The sequence below is a fragment of the Anabaena azotica FACHB-119 genome (genome assembly GCF_014697625.1).
In the GTDB taxonomy this organism is placed as follows: Bacteria; Cyanobacteriota; Cyanobacteriia; order Cyanobacteriales; family Nostocaceae; genus Trichormus; species Trichormus azoticus_A.
On sequence record NZ_JACJSG010000038.1, the window covers coordinates 68,028 to 87,023 of the forward strand.

General features: G+C 40.7%; 9 protein-coding genes and 1 pseudogene. 7 read left to right on the plus strand and 3 right to left on the minus strand.

The window, feature by feature from the left end; all coding sequences use genetic code 11:
- Positions 1–481: 481 nt before the first annotated feature.
- The 3 genes from H6G83_RS24190 to H6G83_RS24200 form a co-directional block, all read right to left on the minus strand.
- A complete protein-coding gene (locus tag H6G83_RS24190; RefSeq protein WP_190476636.1) occupies positions 482–2,686 on the minus strand; it encodes an EAL domain-containing protein in 2,205 nt (734 codons plus the stop codon).
- A gap of 1,228 nt (positions 2,687–3,914) precedes the next feature.
- Positions 3,915–4,175: a DUF7219 family protein gene (locus tag H6G83_RS24195; protein ID WP_190476638.1), complete on the minus strand. Its 261-nt coding sequence runs from the start codon at positions 4,173–4,175 to the stop codon at positions 3,915–3,917.
- A gap of 289 nt (positions 4,176–4,464) precedes the next feature.
- Complete coding sequence (locus H6G83_RS24200) at positions 4,465–4,629, minus strand: ribbon-helix-helix protein, CopG family (RefSeq protein ID WP_190476640.1); 165 nt, start codon at positions 4,627–4,629, stop codon at positions 4,465–4,467.
- A 492-nt stretch (positions 4,630–5,121) separates the two neighbouring features.
- Here H6G83_RS24200 and H6G83_RS24205 point away from each other — a divergent pair, with 492 nt between their 5' ends.
- The 7 genes and pseudogenes from H6G83_RS24205 to H6G83_RS36535 form a co-directional block, all read left to right on the plus strand.
- Positions 5,122–6,948, plus strand: a complete 1,827-nt coding sequence (locus H6G83_RS24205; protein ID WP_190476642.1) for a response regulator — start codon at positions 5,122–5,124, stop codon at positions 6,946–6,948.
- Between the two features lie 17 nt (positions 6,949–6,965).
- A complete protein-coding gene (locus H6G83_RS24210; protein ID WP_190476645.1) occupies positions 6,966–11,264 on the plus strand; it encodes a PAS domain S-box protein in 4,299 nt (1,432 codons plus the stop codon).
- 210 nt (positions 11,265–11,474) lie between these two features.
- Entirely contained in the window at positions 11,475–11,849 is a 375-nt protein-coding gene (locus tag H6G83_RS24215; RefSeq protein WP_190476648.1) for a response regulator, read from the plus strand.
- Between the two features lie 476 nt (positions 11,850–12,325).
- Positions 12,326–12,730 carry a response regulator gene (locus tag H6G83_RS24220; RefSeq protein ID WP_190476649.1) on the plus strand — a complete coding sequence of 135 codons (405 nt, stop codon included), beginning with the start codon at positions 12,326–12,328 and terminating at the stop codon, positions 12,728–12,730.
- A gap of 516 nt (positions 12,731–13,246) precedes the next feature.
- Positions 13,247–14,641, plus strand: a complete 1,395-nt coding sequence (locus H6G83_RS24225) for an AAA-like domain-containing protein (RefSeq protein ID WP_190476651.1) — start codon at positions 13,247–13,249, stop codon at positions 14,639–14,641.
- Positions 14,642–15,262: 621 nt separating this feature from the next.
- Positions 15,263–18,823: a WD40 domain-containing protein gene (locus H6G83_RS24230; protein WP_190476653.1), complete on the plus strand. Its 3,561-nt coding sequence runs from the start codon at positions 15,263–15,265 to the stop codon at positions 18,821–18,823.
- 100 nt (positions 18,824–18,923) lie between these two features.
- Positions 18,924–18,996 (plus strand): annotated as a pseudogene (locus H6G83_RS36535) (IS200/IS605 family transposase); the annotation flags it as partial.

Consider the following 18,996-nt stretch of genomic DNA (forward strand, 5'->3'; position numbering starts at 1 on the left):
TTTCCGTATATAAAACATTTTCCTCTAGTGTAATTTTTGCCTTGAATAATCCAACCCGTATTGTAACTTTACTAACTAAGTTTTTTCAGCGTTTCCGTGAGTATTTATCAAATCTTTAAATTATTACCAGATTTTAATTTGAATCTTAATACTGTCTCAAGGGCGAACATCACCTATATATTTATTTCATAAAAAGCACCTTTTAATCATAAAAAACTATCTAAATTCAGCAATTAAAAATGCTTGTTAACCGAAATTTTAAAAAATTAATAAATCATCTACATACTTTTCTACACATAATAAAGTAAGTAAATTACGGTGTTGACTAATTTATTAATCGCTACCTATGAGAGTCTTTCCGGACAATAATTTACCAAACCGTACTGTCATAAATACATAGCAGGAGACAGGGAATTAGGGACAGTAGGGTGGGTAATGCCGACAAAAACCATGATACGCAGCGCCATTTACTTGAAGTACCTTATATGAAGTTTATAAACACTACACAATTTCTTCCCTTGGCTTTTGCTTGGTAAAGCCCTTGATCGGCAGCCGCAATTAATGCAGTATCAGATAGCGGCTCATGAGGAATAATAGATGTTAAACCAAGGCTGAGAGTGATAAATTCACTGCACACAGATTTGGGATGAAGTAGCTGTAAAGCACTAACATGGCGTTGAATTTGTGTAGCGATCGCCATAGCTTGTTCAATCTCAGTATCCGGCAAAAGCACAGCAAACTCTTCCCCACCGTATCGAGCAACTAAATTACCAGCGCTCTTAACAGCATGGGAGATTGCCTGAGCCACTTGTCTTAAAGCATCATCTCCAGCAAGATGCCCAAGACTATCATTGTAAAGCTTAAAGTAATCAACGTCACATAAAATTAGGGAAAGAGGGGCTTGCTGTTTTCGTGAGCGTTGCCATTGAGCCTTGAGAGTGTCATCAAAGCAGCGTCTGTTTGCTACTTGAGTCAAACCATCCGAACAAGCAAGGCGCTGTAATTCCTGATTTGCTTGTTGTAATTGCTGGTAAAGTTCTGACTGTTGAATGGCAATGGCAGCTTGAGTAGCAAGCTGGTTAAACAAGTTAATTTCTGATTGTCGCCAAAGCCTGGTGTCAGAGCATTGGTGAGCGATGAGTAATCCCCATAAACGTTCTTTTTGCAAGATAGGGACAACAAGGTTAGCTCGGACTTGCAAACTTTGCAACAGATCGAGATGACAAGATGCTAATCCAGCATTTTCTATATCTTCAATCGCTCTCGTATTGCCTTCCTTGTAATAACTAGCATGAGTAGTTTGAAAACAAGTATCAACAATATGAAATCCTAAAATAGACATACACCCTGATGCCAAAGATTCCACCGCCACAAAACCACTCCAGTCTGGCTCAAACTGATAGATTAATACTCTGTCTACTTCAAACAGTTGACGCACTTCATCGGCAGTAGTTTGTAAAATCTCGTTGAGGTTTAACGACTGGCGAATTCGGCCAGTCACAGCCGCGACAATTCTTTCACATTGATTTTGATACCCAACAGAACCCTCAAGGCATAGAGAAGATGCCAATATTGCAGTTGACTTGTGCGTCTGCAACTGCGGCGTTGTAGTTACAGGCACTGCATTAGGTTTGGCAATCAAATATCCTTGAGCAAGAGTTGCACCATGTTGTCTCAGCCAATTAAGCTCCTCAATACATTCAATTCCTTCTGCAACAGTTTGGATATTGAGATTTTGAGCAATTTCCAGAAGCTTGGCAGTAATTGCTGCTTTGTACTGGTTTTTATGTACATTGCGAATTAACCCTATGTCTAGCTTGATAAAGTCTGGACATAACTCATGTAGTAAATTTAAGCTGGAATAACCAGAGCCAAGGTCATCAAGAGCGATTAAAAATCCTTGCGATCGGTAGCATTGTAGCAATGTCTTGAGATGTTCTAAATCATCAAGATTGTCGGACTCTACAACTTCAAAAACCACCCGTTCATGAGCAATACCAGCAGCATCAATTGCTTCTACTGTATGATGAAGGCAAAAAGCTGGGTCATAAACTGCCGTCGGTGCAAAATTAATAAAGATATGCCCATGCAATTGATGATGACTAAATTGATTGATACCGTTGAGACGCGCCATTTGATCGAGTTGAGGCAGAAGACCTGCTTCTGTGGCTAACTCAAAAATTAATTCTAATGGAATCAAATTACCTTGACAATCAAATCCCCGCAAAAGAGATTCATAACCATAAATTTTCGAGGTATCTTCAATTGAAACAATCGGTTGAAAGTAACTTGTGAATCTTTCTTGAACTAACATTTCTACTAGCCAGTCCGACTGACCGAACTTAATAAAGCGTTGCAATGAAACCATGTCGCTAAAATCCTGAATTCGCGGTTGAATCTCGCCTCGGATAAAAAGGACTTGCGTTTCTTTTAACTCTCTTGGTGCCATGAATTGAGCTATATTTCTAGCAAGTTTCTGAGCCTGTCCATGTTGACAATTCAAACTTAGACCAGAACGTTCTTGCATTAACTCATATTCAACAGCACTCTTGTTTAGGTATGAGGTAGCTTTTTTTAAAGTATGAGGAATTGGAAACCAGAGGAAGAGCCTGCCTACTTCCTCAGTCTTGTACTGCATCACCTCAAGACAAGCGCAAGTTTTGTGAATACAACTTTTTTGATTCATAGCTCATCACCTTGAACATTTTCATTGAATTTGATGTTTTATCTGTCACCAAATAAAATAACCTAGTTTACAACTAGTAACTTTTAATTAGAGAATAAAATTAGGTCAAAGCATTTCTAATTACATTTATTTCAAAAAATGGCTTTCGTTAACTCAAAATAGAAGTTAATTTTAACAGATATACTTTTATTTATTAACGGTCTATTTTTTATCGTAAATAAAAGGGTTTAAGACCCCCTACGTCTATACCTAGCATCATTTTCAGTCGGGGATTTAAACCCCGACTGTTCGCGTAGCGTGCCGTAGGCAAAATGTCTTTAATGCGCGAATGCGTGAATTTTGAATTGTTAATAGATATAGCTAAAAAATCAAGCATTTTAAAGTTATCAAACCTATAGCTTGACTGACAATTAAGCTCATACGCAAATTTTTTCAAAGCTCATGTTTAATCTCGTAAAAGTACAATAACTACTGCTGCACTAGACATAATTATCATTCTATTTTGTCAATATTCCTTCAGGAGGATTACGGAAACAAAGGCTACTTACTAGTTCTGGATAATGCTTTATTGAGATTTATTCTTAAATTCGCAACACAATTGGGCATTCTAAATATGAAAACTTAAAAAATTTTGGCTCAAAAGAATTTAGCAGGATGTAAATTAAGGCGATGCAGATTATCTTCAATCGCTTCTCAAGCTGGCTTTTAAAGCATATCAAGCAAAATTACTGAAGAGTAAGTAGCAAGCAATTAGCTGTCTTAAGTATACTAGAACTTAGGCAGGTGTCATAATCAAACTAAATGTAGGGTGCGTCAGCCCCAATAATGTCGTACACATTCAAGGATTTTCCACATCTGACGCACCCTACCCCAACTGCTGTAGAGACGTTACATGTAACGTCTCTACATTGAGAATCAACAACGAACAAATCAGGGTTAGAAAAAACGTGAGTGAACACTCTCACAAATGTTGAGATAGATCCGGGTAATGGATAGCCTACAAGGAGAGAGGTTTGGAGAGAGGTCTTCCAGATCCCGTGAAAAGTCAGAAATGGAAGTAGGGTGTGTTGTCGCATAGCGCCAGCACCATCTTGATATCATTGGTGGTGTGAGGCTAAGGCATAACACGCCCTACATTTGAGATTTTTTATGTTGAGCTACTTAAAAGACCAAAAATATAATACTTTTTAGACATCCTCTCAGCCTGGTTCTTATCCTCTGCTATACTTCATGAGGCTGCTGGTGGCTGATTATCAATTAAGAGTTCTTTTTTACTGCGTTTCAACTGTTTCCAAAGTATTTTAATCTGCTCGTAAGCTTCATCTGATTCAAGCTTACCATTGGTTTGCAAACCTGTGATATAGCTGACTTTTTGAGAAAATTCTTGTAAGTTAGCATTAAAAACTAAGGTTTCTGGTTTAACTTGACCGTAGTAGCGACTTCGAGGGTAAAGAAATTTATTTTTGTCATTCTGATTGGGTTTTACCATCACTATAACTCCTGATCACAACTTTTCAACAAGTCGGCTAATTACTTAATCAGGACTTACGCACCAAATTATGTGTTGAGATTGGGTGTAAGGGTATAGGGGATTGCGGATATTTAAGAACCTATACCCTACAAAAATCCTTAATTTTTGGTTTTCATGCGTAAATCCTATTAATAATATGGTTGGTTTAAGCGGTAATTAATAATAGCTAATAGCTAGTTGTTTTCTCCTGTTATCAATTAACATCTCATGCTAGCTGGTAAGTTTTTCAAAGGATATGACTTGGAGTCTAGTTTAATTTTTCAGAGGATGGGTTATGTGCTAATCTGCGGATTAGCTCTCGAATCACATCCGTTGTTGGTCTGCCTGTCTGCTGACAATACTTTTCCAGCCTGTTGGCTTCATCTGATGTGAGGTTGATAGTGATTCGCTTAACTGTCCATTTCTTGTTCATATTTGCTATCTTATTCCTGAAGCAATTGATGTGTTATGTTTTTAACTAAAACTTTTGGTCTTTGTAGATAATACTGTGATTTTTGTTACTGTATATTGACGCTTTTTGCTCAGTTTTTATCTAATTTTTGTCTAGAATTTCATGCAATGCAAGCTTGCGTATCTCTATGTGTATACGGTGAGAATTTGGGTAAAGGCATAGCCTTACCTACGTATATCTCAAGAATTAAATACGAGTCCCATATGAGATGTTATCTGTGAGTGCAACTTAGTATGAGCTACTTTCATGCAAATATTGTTCTCGAAAGAACAGTTTTTATACAGTTTGGACTTGATTGATCAAGCAATTTGCTGTATAATAAAATGTAAATCCTAAAAGGTTATGGTCAAAAAATTACACCCCATTGTTTCTGTGTAGCTTAGATGTTTTAATATTAGACATTAATAGCTATGCTTAATCATGTTGATAGTTGGTTAGTAAATAGTATAAGTTGTGAAAATTTTGCTGGTAGAGGACGATGTAGCATCTGCGACCATACTAAGTGAGGTTCTCACGGCGGAGCATTATACAGTTGAACTGGCAACAGATGGTCAAAATGGGCTAACGTTAGCAACTTTATCAAACTTTGACCTGATATTGTTGGATCTACTGATTCCCAAGCTTGATGGAATTAACCTTTGCCGACAACTCCGCGCCCAGGGGATTCAACAGCCGATTCTTTTACTAACTGCCAAGGATCAGAGTACTGATGTAGTCAAAGGATTAGATGCAGGTGCAGATGACTATGTTACCAAACCCTATGATATTTCCGAGTTACTAGCAAGGATACGGGCATTGCTACGCCGAGGTACAAGCCAACTTACACCTAGCTTGTTGAGTTGGGGAAATCTCTGCGTCAATACCCTGTCGGCAGAAGTGACCTATGATGGACAACGGATATCTTTAAGTCCGAAAGAGTATAGCTTGCTAGGGCTATTTTTGCGTAATCCACAACGTGTTTTTAGCCGGAGTGATATTATAGATCGCTTGTGGTCACTTGATGCTACACCAAGTGAAGGAGCGGTGACTAATTTAATTAAAGACTTGCGCCACAAGTTGAAGACTGCGGGAATGTCTGCTGAATTATTAGAAACGGTTTATGGCTTGGGGTATCGGCTAAAAAGTCCACCCCAACGGCTGGATAGGGAAAAAACTCTCTGCAAACGTGAAAAAGCGCTGACCTGCGATCGCTCAAAGACCATCGCTGCTATCAATAAAACTATAGAACGCTATCAAAATACCTTTGCAGGGCGGCTAACTTTGCTAGAACAAGCCGAACTAGCCTTGCAGACAGGACAATTACCACCCGAATTACAGCAGCAAGCAAGTTCCGAAGCACACAAACTAGCGGGGACGCTAGGCTCATTTGGTTACGAAACAGGTTCAAAGTTAGCTCAAGCAATTGAACATTTACTCATCGGCGAGAAAAACTTAACCTCACAGAATGCTGTGCAACTGTCGCTACTAGTGGGTCAACTCCGAGAAGCGATCAGCCAACCTCCCACACTTTTAACTGGGGACAAATTTGAGTCAACCCAACTTCCCTTGGTATTAGCTATCAATGATGAACCTTTGACTAACCAACTGAAAAGCCAAGCTGCAAGTTGGGGAGTGCGGCTGGAAGTAGCCGCCAATTGGGAAAGCGTTTCTCAGTCTCCGCAAGTGATTTTACTCAACCTCAATGGCAGCAAATTGAGCCAAAAAAGTTTAAAATTGCTGGACAATCTGAAACAAAAGTTTCCCAATACGCCAATTATAGTCGTAGCAGACCAAGACAACCTCACACAGCGAGTAGCTGTTGCTCGTTTAGGAGTCCAGGCATTTTTGAGTAAGCCGACTACTACTGAAGTATTTGGCGCAATTACTCAACTCATACCTCAATCCCAAACTAGTCAAGCAAAGGTGATGATTATAGACGATGATCCCGTGATGCTGGATATGTTGAGTAATATGCTGCAACCTTGGGGAATGACGGTGAAGACCTTACAAAATCCCCAAAAATTTTGGGAGACACTAGTTAGCACAACTCCTGACCTGTTAATGATTGATTTAGAAATGCCTACATATAGTGGTATCGATTTGTGCCGCGTAGTCAGACAAGACCCATATTGGGGAAATTTACCGATTTTGGTAGTTACTGCCCATACAGAGATAAAATTCATTCAACAGGTGTTTGCAGCAGGAGCCGATGATTTTATTGGCAAGCCTGTAGTTGAGCCGGAGTTAATAACTCGCGTGATCAGCCGCATTAATCGTTCTCGTTTACAACTCAAAATCTAGAAACGGAGGATGGGCAGGTGTGGCTCTCCAATATGATTGGGAGAAGGCAAGCTAACAACAAAAAACTAAAGATTTCTTTAAGGCTTGTCCTGACTGTTCCCTTTGTGTTGTTAATTGGGGGAACAACTGCTTTAGTCAGCTATGAATCATGGCAAAATTCCCAGCGTTCAGTGAATAGTTTGGCATATCAGTTGATGAGCGAGATGAGCGATCGCATTCATTTATATTTGAGTAATTATTTAAAGACTCCACATTTAATCAATCGTCTCAATGTTCAAGCCAGCAAACTTAATCAAATAGATATCACTAATCCCCAAAGTTTAGAACCTTATTTTTTTGGTCAAATTCAAGAATTTGGTTCCAAGCGCATCCATTTTATCAACCCCCAAGGCGGACTTGTGGGAGCCGGCAACGATGAACGGGGTCTGACGGTTTCCTTCACCAAGAATTTTGTCAAAGGGGAACTGTATGTATATAGCGTAGATGGTCAAAGGAAACGGCAACAGTTATTAGTTCGTCAACAAAATTATGATGGAACTCAAAGACCTTTCTATCAAAAGGCAATCTCCACTCTTAAACCAACCTGGACACCAATTTATCCATATGTGCCGGCTTCCAGAGGTTTAGGAATTGCCGCCACCTACCCTATTTATAATCAAAGACGACAACTTCTGGGGGTTTTTGCCAGCGATATAGACCTGCTGACCATTAGTAAGTTTCTCAAGAAATTGCGGGTAGGCACTCACGGACAAGTTTTTATTATGGAACGTTCAGGATTAATGGTGGCTGCTTCCACCCCTGAACCGCCCTTTTTAGCAGATGCTCATGGGACACTGAACCAGCGCCTGATGGTGAGGGAAAGCCAGCAACCGCTAATTCGTTCAGCAGGTGAATATCTGCTTTCCCGTGGGAACTTAAATCAAATTCAGTCTACACAGAAACTTAACTTTGAGATAGAGGGCAAAAAGCAATTCTTACTCGTCATCCCTTACCGCGATCAATTGGGACTTGACTGGTTAATTGTGACAGTTGTACCAGAAACAGATTTTACCGCAGAAATTGTTGCCAATACACGCTTTACTTTAATTTTTAGTTTTGCGGCTTTAGTGGGAGCGATCGCTTTAGGATTATTAGTGACGGAACTTATTGTCCGACCTATGCAAAAATTAGGTCAAACTAGCATGGCGTTGGCAGATGGAGAGTGGAATCAACCCATTAAACAAGATAGCCTAATTGCTGAGTTCCAAGTTCTGGAACAGTCTTTAAATTGGATGTCTCAGCAGCTAAAACAGTCTTATGAGTCCGTCAAAATTGCCCTGGAACAGTCGGAAGAACGCTTTACTAAAGTATTCCGTACCTGTCCAGAAGCGATGGGGATTTTCACCCTTAACGGGCAATGTATAGATGTCAATGAAGCCTTTATTGATTTATATGGTTGTTCTAGGGAAGAAGTTATTGGTAGCACAGTCACAAAACTGAACTATTGGTTCAATATAGACGAGAAACAATGTTACATCCAAGATTTACTCTCAGGTAAAACAGTTCGTAACCAAGAATTTACACTCCGGGACAAAACAGGTGAGGTTCTCACAGTGCTTATTTCCGCAGATATCATTGAGCTACAAGGACAACCTCATATAATTACTGTTACTAAAAATATTAGCAATCGCAAACTGGCAGAATTAGAATTGCGGCGGCAAAAAGACTTGCGCGAAAGCATTTATAACGAATCTGCCGATGCTCTATTTTTGGTCGATGTAGACACACTGTTAATCATAGACTGTAATCAGCGAGCAGTGCAACTATTTGAAGCGGCAAGTAAAGCGGAACTAATTGGTATTTTAGGTCACACTCTACAAGTACGTCCATTCACCTCAGAAGAACTAGGAGAAATCGGCAGCCAAATACAGGAGAAAGGTTTTTGGAGTGCCGAAATTCAATACTTTACCCGCAAGGGGAATTTGTTTTGGGGCAACCTCGCCGCCAAGGAAGTGGCGATCGCTCACCAAGTCATCTATTTAGTACGGGTAACAGATATAACAGAACGCAAACGAGCCGAGGCAGCTTTGCGACAAAGTGAAGCGGATCTGCGTCGCGCCCAGCAGGTCGCCCATGTGGGTAGTTGGAAACTAGATATCAAAACCCAGAAAATTACATGGTCTGAGGAAAGTTTTCAAATCTTTGGTTGGGATATATCTTTGCCAGAACCCTCCATATCTGAATTTATGCAGCTAATTCATCCCGACGACCGAGAATTGGTGAACAAAAGCCTTGAGCAAACGATCGCCACGCAAATCCCGTATAGAATTGAGGTGCGAGTCATCCAACCTCATGGGTCAACTCGATATATTGAAGCCAGGGGAGAAGCAGACATTGACGAACAAGGGGAAGTAATTCAATTACTGGGAACAAATTTAGATATTAGCGATCGCAAAGAAATTGAACAGGCTTTGCGTCAAAGCGAAATTCGCTTCCGCGAGTTAGGCGCTGCTTCCCCCGCAATTATCTACACAATTGAAGAATATCCAGGTAGACCTGTGCGGTTTGAATATCTCAGCCAAGCCTTTGAGGAAATACAGGAAATTCCCTTGGCTGAAGCAATCAAAAATCCAATGGTTGCATTTGACTGTTTTCATCCTGAAGACCGCGCAGGACATCAGCAAGCAGTGATGCAAGCTATGGAAAATATGCAGCCATTTCAGCATGAGTGGCGGATCATTACCCCTAGTGGCAAAATCAAGTGGGTGCAAGCAAATTCTCGACCAGAATACCGGGAGAATGGCGTACTGGTATGGCATGGGGTGATGATGGATATTAGCGATCGCAAAGCCATTGAAGCCGCTCTGCGACAAAGTGAAGCCCGCTTTCAAAAAATTGCCGCCGCTTCACCTGCACAAATTTACATCCTCACCTATTACCCAGATACAGGGGAAATGCGTTATGAATATATCAGTTCCGGCGTGCGAGAAATTCAGGAATTAGAACCCGAACAGGTTTTAGCAGATTCTCTCATCACATATAGGCAAGTGCATCCTGATGATCTCGCTCTCTACAATCAACTAACTACCCAAAGTCTCAAAACCTTAGAACCCTTTGCTCACGAATGGCGAATTCTCACTCCCTCCGGCAAAACTAAATGGGTACGGGCAAATTCCCGCCCAGAACGCCGCCCCAATGGGGAAATTGCTTGGTATGGAGTGTTACTAGATATTACTGACCTGAAACAAGCCGAAGCCGCCTTGCGTGAGAGTGAAGAGCGGTTCCGCTATGCGTTTTATGATGCTCCCATTGGGATGGCGCTATTAGGATTGAATCAGCAATGGTTACAAATCAATCCCATGCTGAGGGAAATGCTGGGCTACTCTGGGTTAGAATTATCTAGTTTCAGAGCATTTGAGATCATTCACCCAGAAGATGTGCATCAGTTGGAAAAGAGCATGACACAGGTATTGTGCAATGAAAATCGCCCAGTACAAGTGCAGTTGCGTTACTTGTGTAATGGCGGACGCATCGCCTGGGGATTAATGAGCCTGTCACTGGTGAGAGATTTTCAGAGTCAACCCTTGTACTATGTCTTGCAGATCCAAGATATCACCGAACAGCAAGCTATTGAGCAGATAAAAAATGAGTTCATTTCCATTGTCAGCCATGAACTGCGTACCCCACTCACAGCCATCCAAGGATTTTTAGCCCTGTTGAATACTGGTAACTATGACAACAGACCAGAAAAAGCTAAACGGATGATTCAGCAAGCTTTAACAAATAGCGATCGCCTCGTGCGTTTGGTTAATGATATTTTGGACTTAGAACGCTTATCTTCCGGGCGAGTGCAGCTAGTCAAGGAAGTCTGCAACGCCACCGATTTAATTCAACGAGCGGTAGAGGGAGTACAATCAATCGCCGTGACAGCCGCCATCACAATTACTATTATGCCTACTAGCGATCGCGTATGGGCTTCCCCCGATTTAATTATCCAAACCATCACCAATTTATTGAGCAACGCCATCAAGTTCTCACCCCCTAACTCAGTGATTACCTTATCTGCTCAACCTCAATCAGGCTCAGTGCTTTTTGCCGTCAAAGACCAAGGTAGAGGTATTCCCGCCGACAAATTAGAAACAATCTTTGAACGTTTTGGGCAGGTAGACATTTCTGATGCGCGTGCCAAAGGAGGAACCGGTCTAGGCTTGGCGATTTGTCAAAATATTATTCAACAACATGATGGTAGTATTTGGGCAGAAAGTACCCTTGGCTTGGGCAGCACATTCTATTTCACTTTGCCAATACCACCAGAACAGGTGACAGGGGACAGGTGACAGTTGTCAGTTGTCAGTTGTCGGTTGTCAGTTGTCAGTTGTCAGTTGTCAGTTGTTATTCTCCCCTGCTCCTCTGCTCCGTTCCCCTCCTGGGAGGGGCTAGGGGTGGGTTGCTCCTCTGCTCCTCTGCTCCCCTGCTCCCTCATCTCCCTCATCTCCCTCATCTCCCCCCCACTCCCCCATCTCCCCCCACTCCCCAGTCCCTCCCCTATGAGCAAACGCATCCTTGTAATTGACGATGAAGAATCACTCCGAGAGCTTGCCAGCACCTGCTTAGAAGATTTGGGAGGATGGGAAGCGATTATCGTTCAATCTGGTCAAGAAGGGCTTTTGAAAGTCCAAGAGTATTTTGTAGATGTAATTCTCCTCGATGTCTCAATGCCTGATATGGATGGCTTTCAAGTCTACGAGCAAATCAAAGCTAACCCCAAGACTCAGCACATACCCGTTATTTTACTCACAGCCAAAGTATTACCAGACGATTACAAGCGCTTTGCACAATTGGATCTAGCCGGAATTATCACTAAACCATTCAACCCACTACTGATTTGCGAACAAATAGCCCAGATGGTTGGGTGGAGTTAGTGGGGAGTGAGGGGAGCAGGGGAGATGAGGGAGTCTGACAGGTGTAGGTTTTTAATATAGCAGTGAGTAACGACTATAAAACTAACGAGAAAATCATTGTTTCATCCACCCCTACACCCCTACACCCCTACACCCTTACACCCCAAACCAAGGTTTTTGGAACACCAGTAAAAAACCTACACCTGTCAGGATGAGGGAGTGGGGGGAGATGGGGGAGAAAAACTAATGACTAATGACTAATGACTAATGACTACCTCTTATAAGTTTCTTATTTTCTTGATTTAAGCTGAATTTATACCAATTCTCTCAAATCTGATAATGGATACAAACCCGGAAAATCTGATGAAATCAGTTTTTCTGAATTACAAATTACGTAGCGGTAGCCTTTGGTACGCAGGCCTGAGCCTACCCGTAGGTTATGAACAATTGAGAATTGGTTTGATTAATTCCTTTCAGCTTTTTCAAGCTCTTTAATCATGGTAATCAAGACAATATTATTGATTGATGATGAACCGACTATTCGAGAACTTGTACAAATTTGTTTAAATGATTTGGTGGGATGGAATGTTGTCACTGCTAATTCAGCCCAAGCCGGACTCAAACAGCTAGAGATAGTACGTCCTGATCTGATCCTGCTAGATGTTTTAATGCCAGGTATGGACGTGACTTCGTTTCTGCACAGACTCCATGAAAACCATTTGTTGAAAACTATTCCCGTTATTCTGTTAAGCGTGATAGCAGATTGCTTTACATTGCAACAACTTCACCATCTGGGTGTGGTGGGAGCAATTGCTAAACCATTTAACCCATTAACTTTACCCGAACAGATTACCCATGCTTTAGGTTGGAGTTTGCAGCCTGAGTATCATCTCACTGTTTAAATGATACCTCTAGCAGAAAAGTTATGACATCCTTATAAGTTTCTTATTTTTGGCTGGTATTTTGGTAAGGACGAATGAAACAAAAAATGTTTAGGAGTGTAAATAGTTCATTAAATTATTTATGTATTGGCAATTATCAATATTATGATTTATTCGCTAGGAGCAATATCTTTATTTATATAAGTAAAAATAATCAAGGAGGAAATTACAATCCTAGCACATAAATGCAAGTACAATATTTGTAACTAAACAAGGATGAAAATAATTAAAAAATCGACAAACAATAGTTGTTGATAATTATTAAGTCAGACTTGAATTATATCTATGTTCAAGGTTTTGACGTTGTTTAGTAACAAATCTTTTCAATATCTGACAGCATCTAAATAATAAATGCTAAGTTTCTTAGTAAAAATGAGTATATCTAATAGATTGTTCCCCTTGGATTCTCGGCACAACTGAATTACGAAAATAGACTTAGTAATCTTGCATCTGCCCAAAGATACAGCAACAAAATCTATGAAATTACAGCAACATAAGACGAAGAGAAGACGGGGAGTGGTGCTAACTCCTCTGGGACTACAAAGATTACAAGAAGCGATTTTATCCTGGGAGATATTAAATAATAAAGGCGATCGCTTAACTCTAGAACAACTGAGCAGACAGATAAATATATCTACGAAAACATTGAGCCGATTGTGGTCTTTAAGTTCTAGTGTAGATCACAAAACTTTGAAATTATGCTTTGCTGCTTTCAACTTAGAAGTGTATGAGGAAGATTATACAGTTTTAATGGAAGACAATGAAATAGAAATACCGAGTTTACGGTCAGAGACATCGATACAAGCAAGAAATTTATCTAGATTATTTACTGAAGCAGTAGAAAATCATTGCACATATCCAGATGGGGCTGTACCTTTGGATTCGCCTTTTTATATTAATCGTCCGCCAATAGAAGAATTAGTATATCGAGAAGTAACTCAACCTGGTTGTGTAATTAGGATTCGCGCCCCCAGACAAATGGGTAAATCATCTTTGGTACTGCGTTTGTTAGCCTTTGCCAATGCACAAGAATATCACACAGTTAGTCTCAAGTGTAACCAAATTGATGACCAATGTTTGACGAGCTTAAATAAATTATTGCGTTGTATTTGTTGGCAAATTGCTACACAATTAAATATTGACCCCAGTCTTGATGCTCACTGGGATGAGGAAATAGGTTGTAAGTTGAGTTGTAGTTTCTATTTACAACACTATATTCTGAAACAGTGCCAAAAACCTATAGTTTTGATGTTGAGCGATGTTGATCGCTTTTTTGACTATCCTCACATTGCTCATGATTTTTTTGCTTTATTGCGTTCTTGGTGTGAGGAAGCAAGACAAAATCCCCATTGGCACAAACTCAGGTTAGTAGTAGCTTATTCTACAGAACAATATGCTTGTCTAGATATTAACCACTCGCCATTTAATATTGGCTTACCTATCAGCCTGCAAGAATTTACCCAGCAACAGGTAGAAGATTTAGCTAGGCGATATGGAATCAGATGGATACCGGGTAAAGAATCAGCTCGGTTGATGTCTCTAGTGGGTGGTCATCCGGCGCTTATACAACTGGCGCTGTATTATCTGAGTTGTGGGGCTATGACTTTAGCAGAGTTGATCGAAGAAGCGATCGCTAATGGTGGGATTTATCGCCATCACTTACAGCAACATTGGGTGAGACTACAAGCAAATCCCGGTTTAGTCAGATTATATGCGGAACTTGTGACTAACAAACAAGGTGTGGCTGTTGATCCTATGGATGCCTATAAACTGGAAAGTATGGGATTAATCGACTTTGAAGGCGATCGCGTCCTACCCCGTTGTGAACTCTACCGCAATTATTTTGCTAAACAGTTCTCTAAAATAGCCTAATCAAAGAAACTTGGAATGTAAAGTTCAGCTACATAGAAATATATCTATGGTGGCCATTGCTAAGTCTGTCAAGGTGAGAAATAAAACTCTTATTTTTCGGATAGGTTGGCATTGCCCAGCATATCATAGTTGTGTCAACCACAGTTGCTACATACAGATATAGCAGGAGGTAGAGGACAGGAAACAGCCATGAAGGCTTCTTGTTTTCGATTTATGATTGGTTTATTTTCTAATCTATCTGGGGAAAGCTATACTTGTTTTTTAGAAATCAAATCGGATGCTTGTAGCAGTTTCTCAATACATTAGGGCATAGACTAATCATAAAACTGTGAAAGTAAAAGCTTGATCAGCTTGTTCTCTCATTATAGAAGTATCTATCTATATATTCTGATTTTTTTATTAAAAAGACAAGGACAGATAAGACAGTTAAACAAAATTTTTGCATAACTTGTCAGACATTTAAGACATTTAAGACATTTAAGACCAAAAATAAGCAGTTAATGTGCCAAAAAAATCATAAATTTGTAGTAATATGCTGATGCGATTATTTGATTAGCTATTCTTAAATATAAGCAGTAAATGTAAAAAAACTTTTCTGCTTTGGAAAATGCCTAAAGTAACATGAAATATCAGGTTGGTGGTAGTCTCCCTAGTGATGATCCTAATTATGTTATGCGTCAGGCTGACGAACAACTGTATAACAGCTTGAAAGCTGGGGATTTTTGTTACGTCTTCAATTCTCGGCAAATGGGTAAATCATCTCTACTACATCGCACAAGTAATCATCTGAGCAAAGAAGGTAATACTTGTATTTATATAGATGTGACACGCTTGGGTAGTGAGGATACAACAACTGAACAATGGTACAAAGGGGTTATTCTTAGTCTTTTCCATAGCTTAAACTTGGTAGGAAAAGTCAATTTTAAACAATGGTGGGAAACGCTCTCAGGTCTTTCCCCCATACAAAAGTTAAATCAGTTTGTAGAAGAGGTGTTACTGGCGCAAGAGCAAAGTGGGCGGATATTTATATTTATTGATGAAATTGATAGTTTGTTGAGCTTGAGTTTTTCAGTTAGTGACTTTTTTGCTTGGATTCGTCATTGTTATAACCAAAGAGCGCACGACCCAAAATTTCAACGTTTAGGATTTGCTGTGTTTGGGGTGGCTAGTCCATCAGATTTGATTACTGATAAGTGTCGTACACCCTTTAATATTGGTACAGCCATTGAATTGTCTGGTTTTACATTTGATGAAGCTACACCATTACTTGCAGGGTTAGAAAAAGTAGTCAGTCAACCACAAGCAGTATTAGAGAGAATTATTGACTGGACAGGTGGACAACCATTTCTGACACAAAAACTTTGTCAGTTAGTTGTCAAAGCAGCATGGGAAACATCAAGCGGGAAAATTGATTTACCCCCAGCCACAGCAGGGTATTGGGTAGAACAACTAGTACAAAAGCAGATTATCCAACATTGGGAAGGAAAAGACGAACCAGAACACCTGCGGACAATTCGCGATCGCCTCTTATTCAACGAACAACAAGCAGGTAGGTTATTAGGTATTTATCAGCAGGTACTGCAATCCGAAGCAAATAATTTACCTGTGGTGAGCGATGATAGTCAAGAACAAAAAGAATTATTGTTATCTGGTTTAGTGGAAAAACACAACGGTTATCTAAAAATTAAAAATCCTATTTATCGTCATGTTTTTAACCACCAATGGGTAATTAAACAGTTAAACAATCTCCGTCCTTACTCCCAAGCCTTCAATGCTTGGATCGCATCTAATTATCAAGATGAGTCCCGATTATTGCGGGGACAGGCACTAAAAGATGCTCAAAATTGGTCGCAGGGTAAGAGTTTGAGCGATTGGGATTATCGTTTTTTGACTGCGAGTCAAGAATATGAACAACGCGAAATCCAAACAGCATTAGAAGCAGCAAGACTACAAGAAGTAGAAGCAAGACTAGCACAAGAGAAAAAAACTGCAAAAGCGCAAAGATGGCTGCTGATGGGAATGTGTATTAAATTCTTGATCTCCACTAGTTTAGCTGTAGGTATGTACATTTTGTACCGCCAAGCCAAAGCCAGCGAAACTCAAGCCAAAATCAGCGAAATTCGCGCACTCATATCTTCTAGTGAGGGAATGTTCGCCTCAAATCGCTCTTTAGATGCGGTTGTAGAAGCAATTAGAGCCAAACATCGACTACAGCAACTAGAAAAACCACACCAAGAGATTCAAAAACAAGCAGAGAATGTACTGCGACAAGCTGTATATGGTGCAAATGAATACAACCGTTTTTCGGGACATCAAGCAGCTGTAATGGCAGTAGATATTAGTCCTGATAGTTCTTTAATTGCTTCTGCTAGTCTGGATAGAACTATCAAACTTTGGCGACGTGATGGTAAACAAATTGCCACCCTCAAAGGTCATGAAGCAGGAGTGAGAGCCGTCAAATTTAGTCCTAACGGAAAAATAATAGCATCGGCAAGTGAAGATAGGACAATTAAACTTTGGCAACGAGATGGCACTTTGCTGAAGACTTTAAAAGGTCACAATGGTTCAGTCTGGGGAGTCGCCTTTAGTCGGGATGGTCAATTCCTAGCCTCTACTGGTTGGGATAAAACATTGAGAATTTGGCGAATAGATGGTACTTTAATCAAGACTTTTAGCGGTTACAAAGCCGGGTTTTGGGGTGTGGCGTTTAGTCGGGATAGTCAAACTGTGGCAGCGGCTAATCTTGATGGGACTGTAAAACTTTGGCAGCGCGAGCCTTCTGGTTGGCAAAACGCCAAACCCTTACAGCAACTTCTAGGTCACACAGCTTGGGTTGTGGGAGTAGCTTTCAGTCCTGACGGACAGATACTGGCTTCGGCTAGTGAAGACAAAACCATCAAACTTTGGCGGCGAGATTCCACAGGCTGTTATCGTCTTGATAAAACTCTTTCGGGTCATAGTGCGGGAGTTTCCGCAGTTGCATTTAGCCCAGATGGTCAAAGGGTAGCCTCCGCCAGTCTCGACAACACAATTCAATTGTGGAACATTGATGGTCTAAAACTCAGGACACTCAAAGGTCATACTGCCTCTGTTTGGGGAACCAGTTTTAGTCCTGATGGCAGCTTTATTGCTTCGGCAGGTGCAGAAAACTTGGTGAGACTCTGGCAAAGTCAAAATCCATTTTTTGAGAGTGTGATTGCCCATAGCGCGGGTATTTGGTCGATAGCAATTACGCCCGACAGTGCTATCATCGCCACAGCCAGCCACGAAAACAACGTGAAATTTTGGAGTCCTCAAGCCAAATTGCTGAAAACTTTGACGCAAAATAGCGTAGTGTTCGAGGTGTCATTTAGCGATGACGGCAAGTTAATCGCTCTTCCCGCTTACGATGAAACAGTAACAGTGAAGCGACAAGACAATACTACTGTGGCTAGTTACAAAGATACCCAAGGCAAAATTACAGGCGCAGTCTTGAGTCCCGATGGTCAAACGATCGCTGTTGCTAATGTTGACAAAATTGCTCAGATATGGAAAGTTAATCAGTCTGTACGGCAGATTCTCAGAGGACATCAAGCTGAAGTTTGGCAAGTCGTCTTTAGTCGGGATGGTAAAATGGTGGCTTCTGCTAGTGCTGATGGGACTGCGAAACTGTGGACAATCGACGGTAAGTTAGTTGCAACCCTAGTGGGACACACAGCATCAGTATGGCGAGTTGCTTTTAGTCCCGACAGTAAAATGGTAGCTACTGGAAGCGGAGATAATACGATTAAGCTGTGGACAACTGAGGGTAAATTGATCAGCACCTTTCAAGGTCATACAGCAGCCATTTGGGGAGTAGCATTTAGTCCTGACAGCAAAATACTAGCTTCTGGGAGCGTGGATACAACTGTTAAGCTTTGGAAACTAGATGGTACAGAACTAACAACTCTTACAGGACATACCGCAGCGATTAGAAAAATTGCTATCATCCAAGATGGAACTTTCCTGGCTTCTGGGGGTGATGACAACAAATTAGTTTTGTGGAATTTGCCCCGAATTGTCAACCTGAATGCTCTGGCTTATGGTTGTCATCTAGTCAAAGATTATTTGACAAATAACACAGCTTTGACCCAAGGCGATCGCCGCATTTGCGATCGCCTGGAACTTGATGACCCTCTCCTCACCTATAGCCGCACGCATTGATTTCTTCAAGCCGCACACTCGTGACTTCGAGTCATGAGTTAGGCGCTCTATATTTCCATATTTGGTTTTACACATGGTTACGCACATGGTAAGATAAAGTATGGAAGTAAAACACGGAAGGGGTTATGTTTATGCAATTGAATATCATATTGTATGGTGTGTTAAATACAGGC

Bases quoted from the DNA above. Each gene is read 5' to 3' on its own strand.
- H6G83_RS24190 (WP_190476636.1), bottom strand. From the start codon at position 2,686: ATGAATCAAAAAAGTTGTATTCACAAAACTTGCGCTTGTCTTGAGGTG.
- H6G83_RS24195 (WP_190476638.1), bottom strand. From the start codon at position 4,175: ATGGTAAAACCCAATCAGAATGACAAAAATAAATTTCTTTACCCTCGA.
- H6G83_RS24200 (WP_190476640.1), bottom strand. From the start codon at position 4,629: ATGAACAAGAAATGGACAGTTAAGCGAATCACTATCAACCTCACATCA.
- H6G83_RS24215 (WP_190476648.1), top strand. From the start codon at position 11,475: ATGAGCAAACGCATCCTTGTAATTGACGATGAAGAATCACTCCGAGAG.
- H6G83_RS24220 (WP_190476649.1), top strand. From the start codon at position 12,326: ATGGTAATCAAGACAATATTATTGATTGATGATGAACCGACTATTCGA.
- H6G83_RS24225 (WP_190476651.1), top strand. From the start codon at position 13,247: ATGAAATTACAGCAACATAAGACGAAGAGAAGACGGGGAGTGGTGCTA.
- H6G83_RS24230 (WP_190476653.1), top strand. From the start codon at position 15,263: ATGAAATATCAGGTTGGTGGTAGTCTCCCTAGTGATGATCCTAATTAT.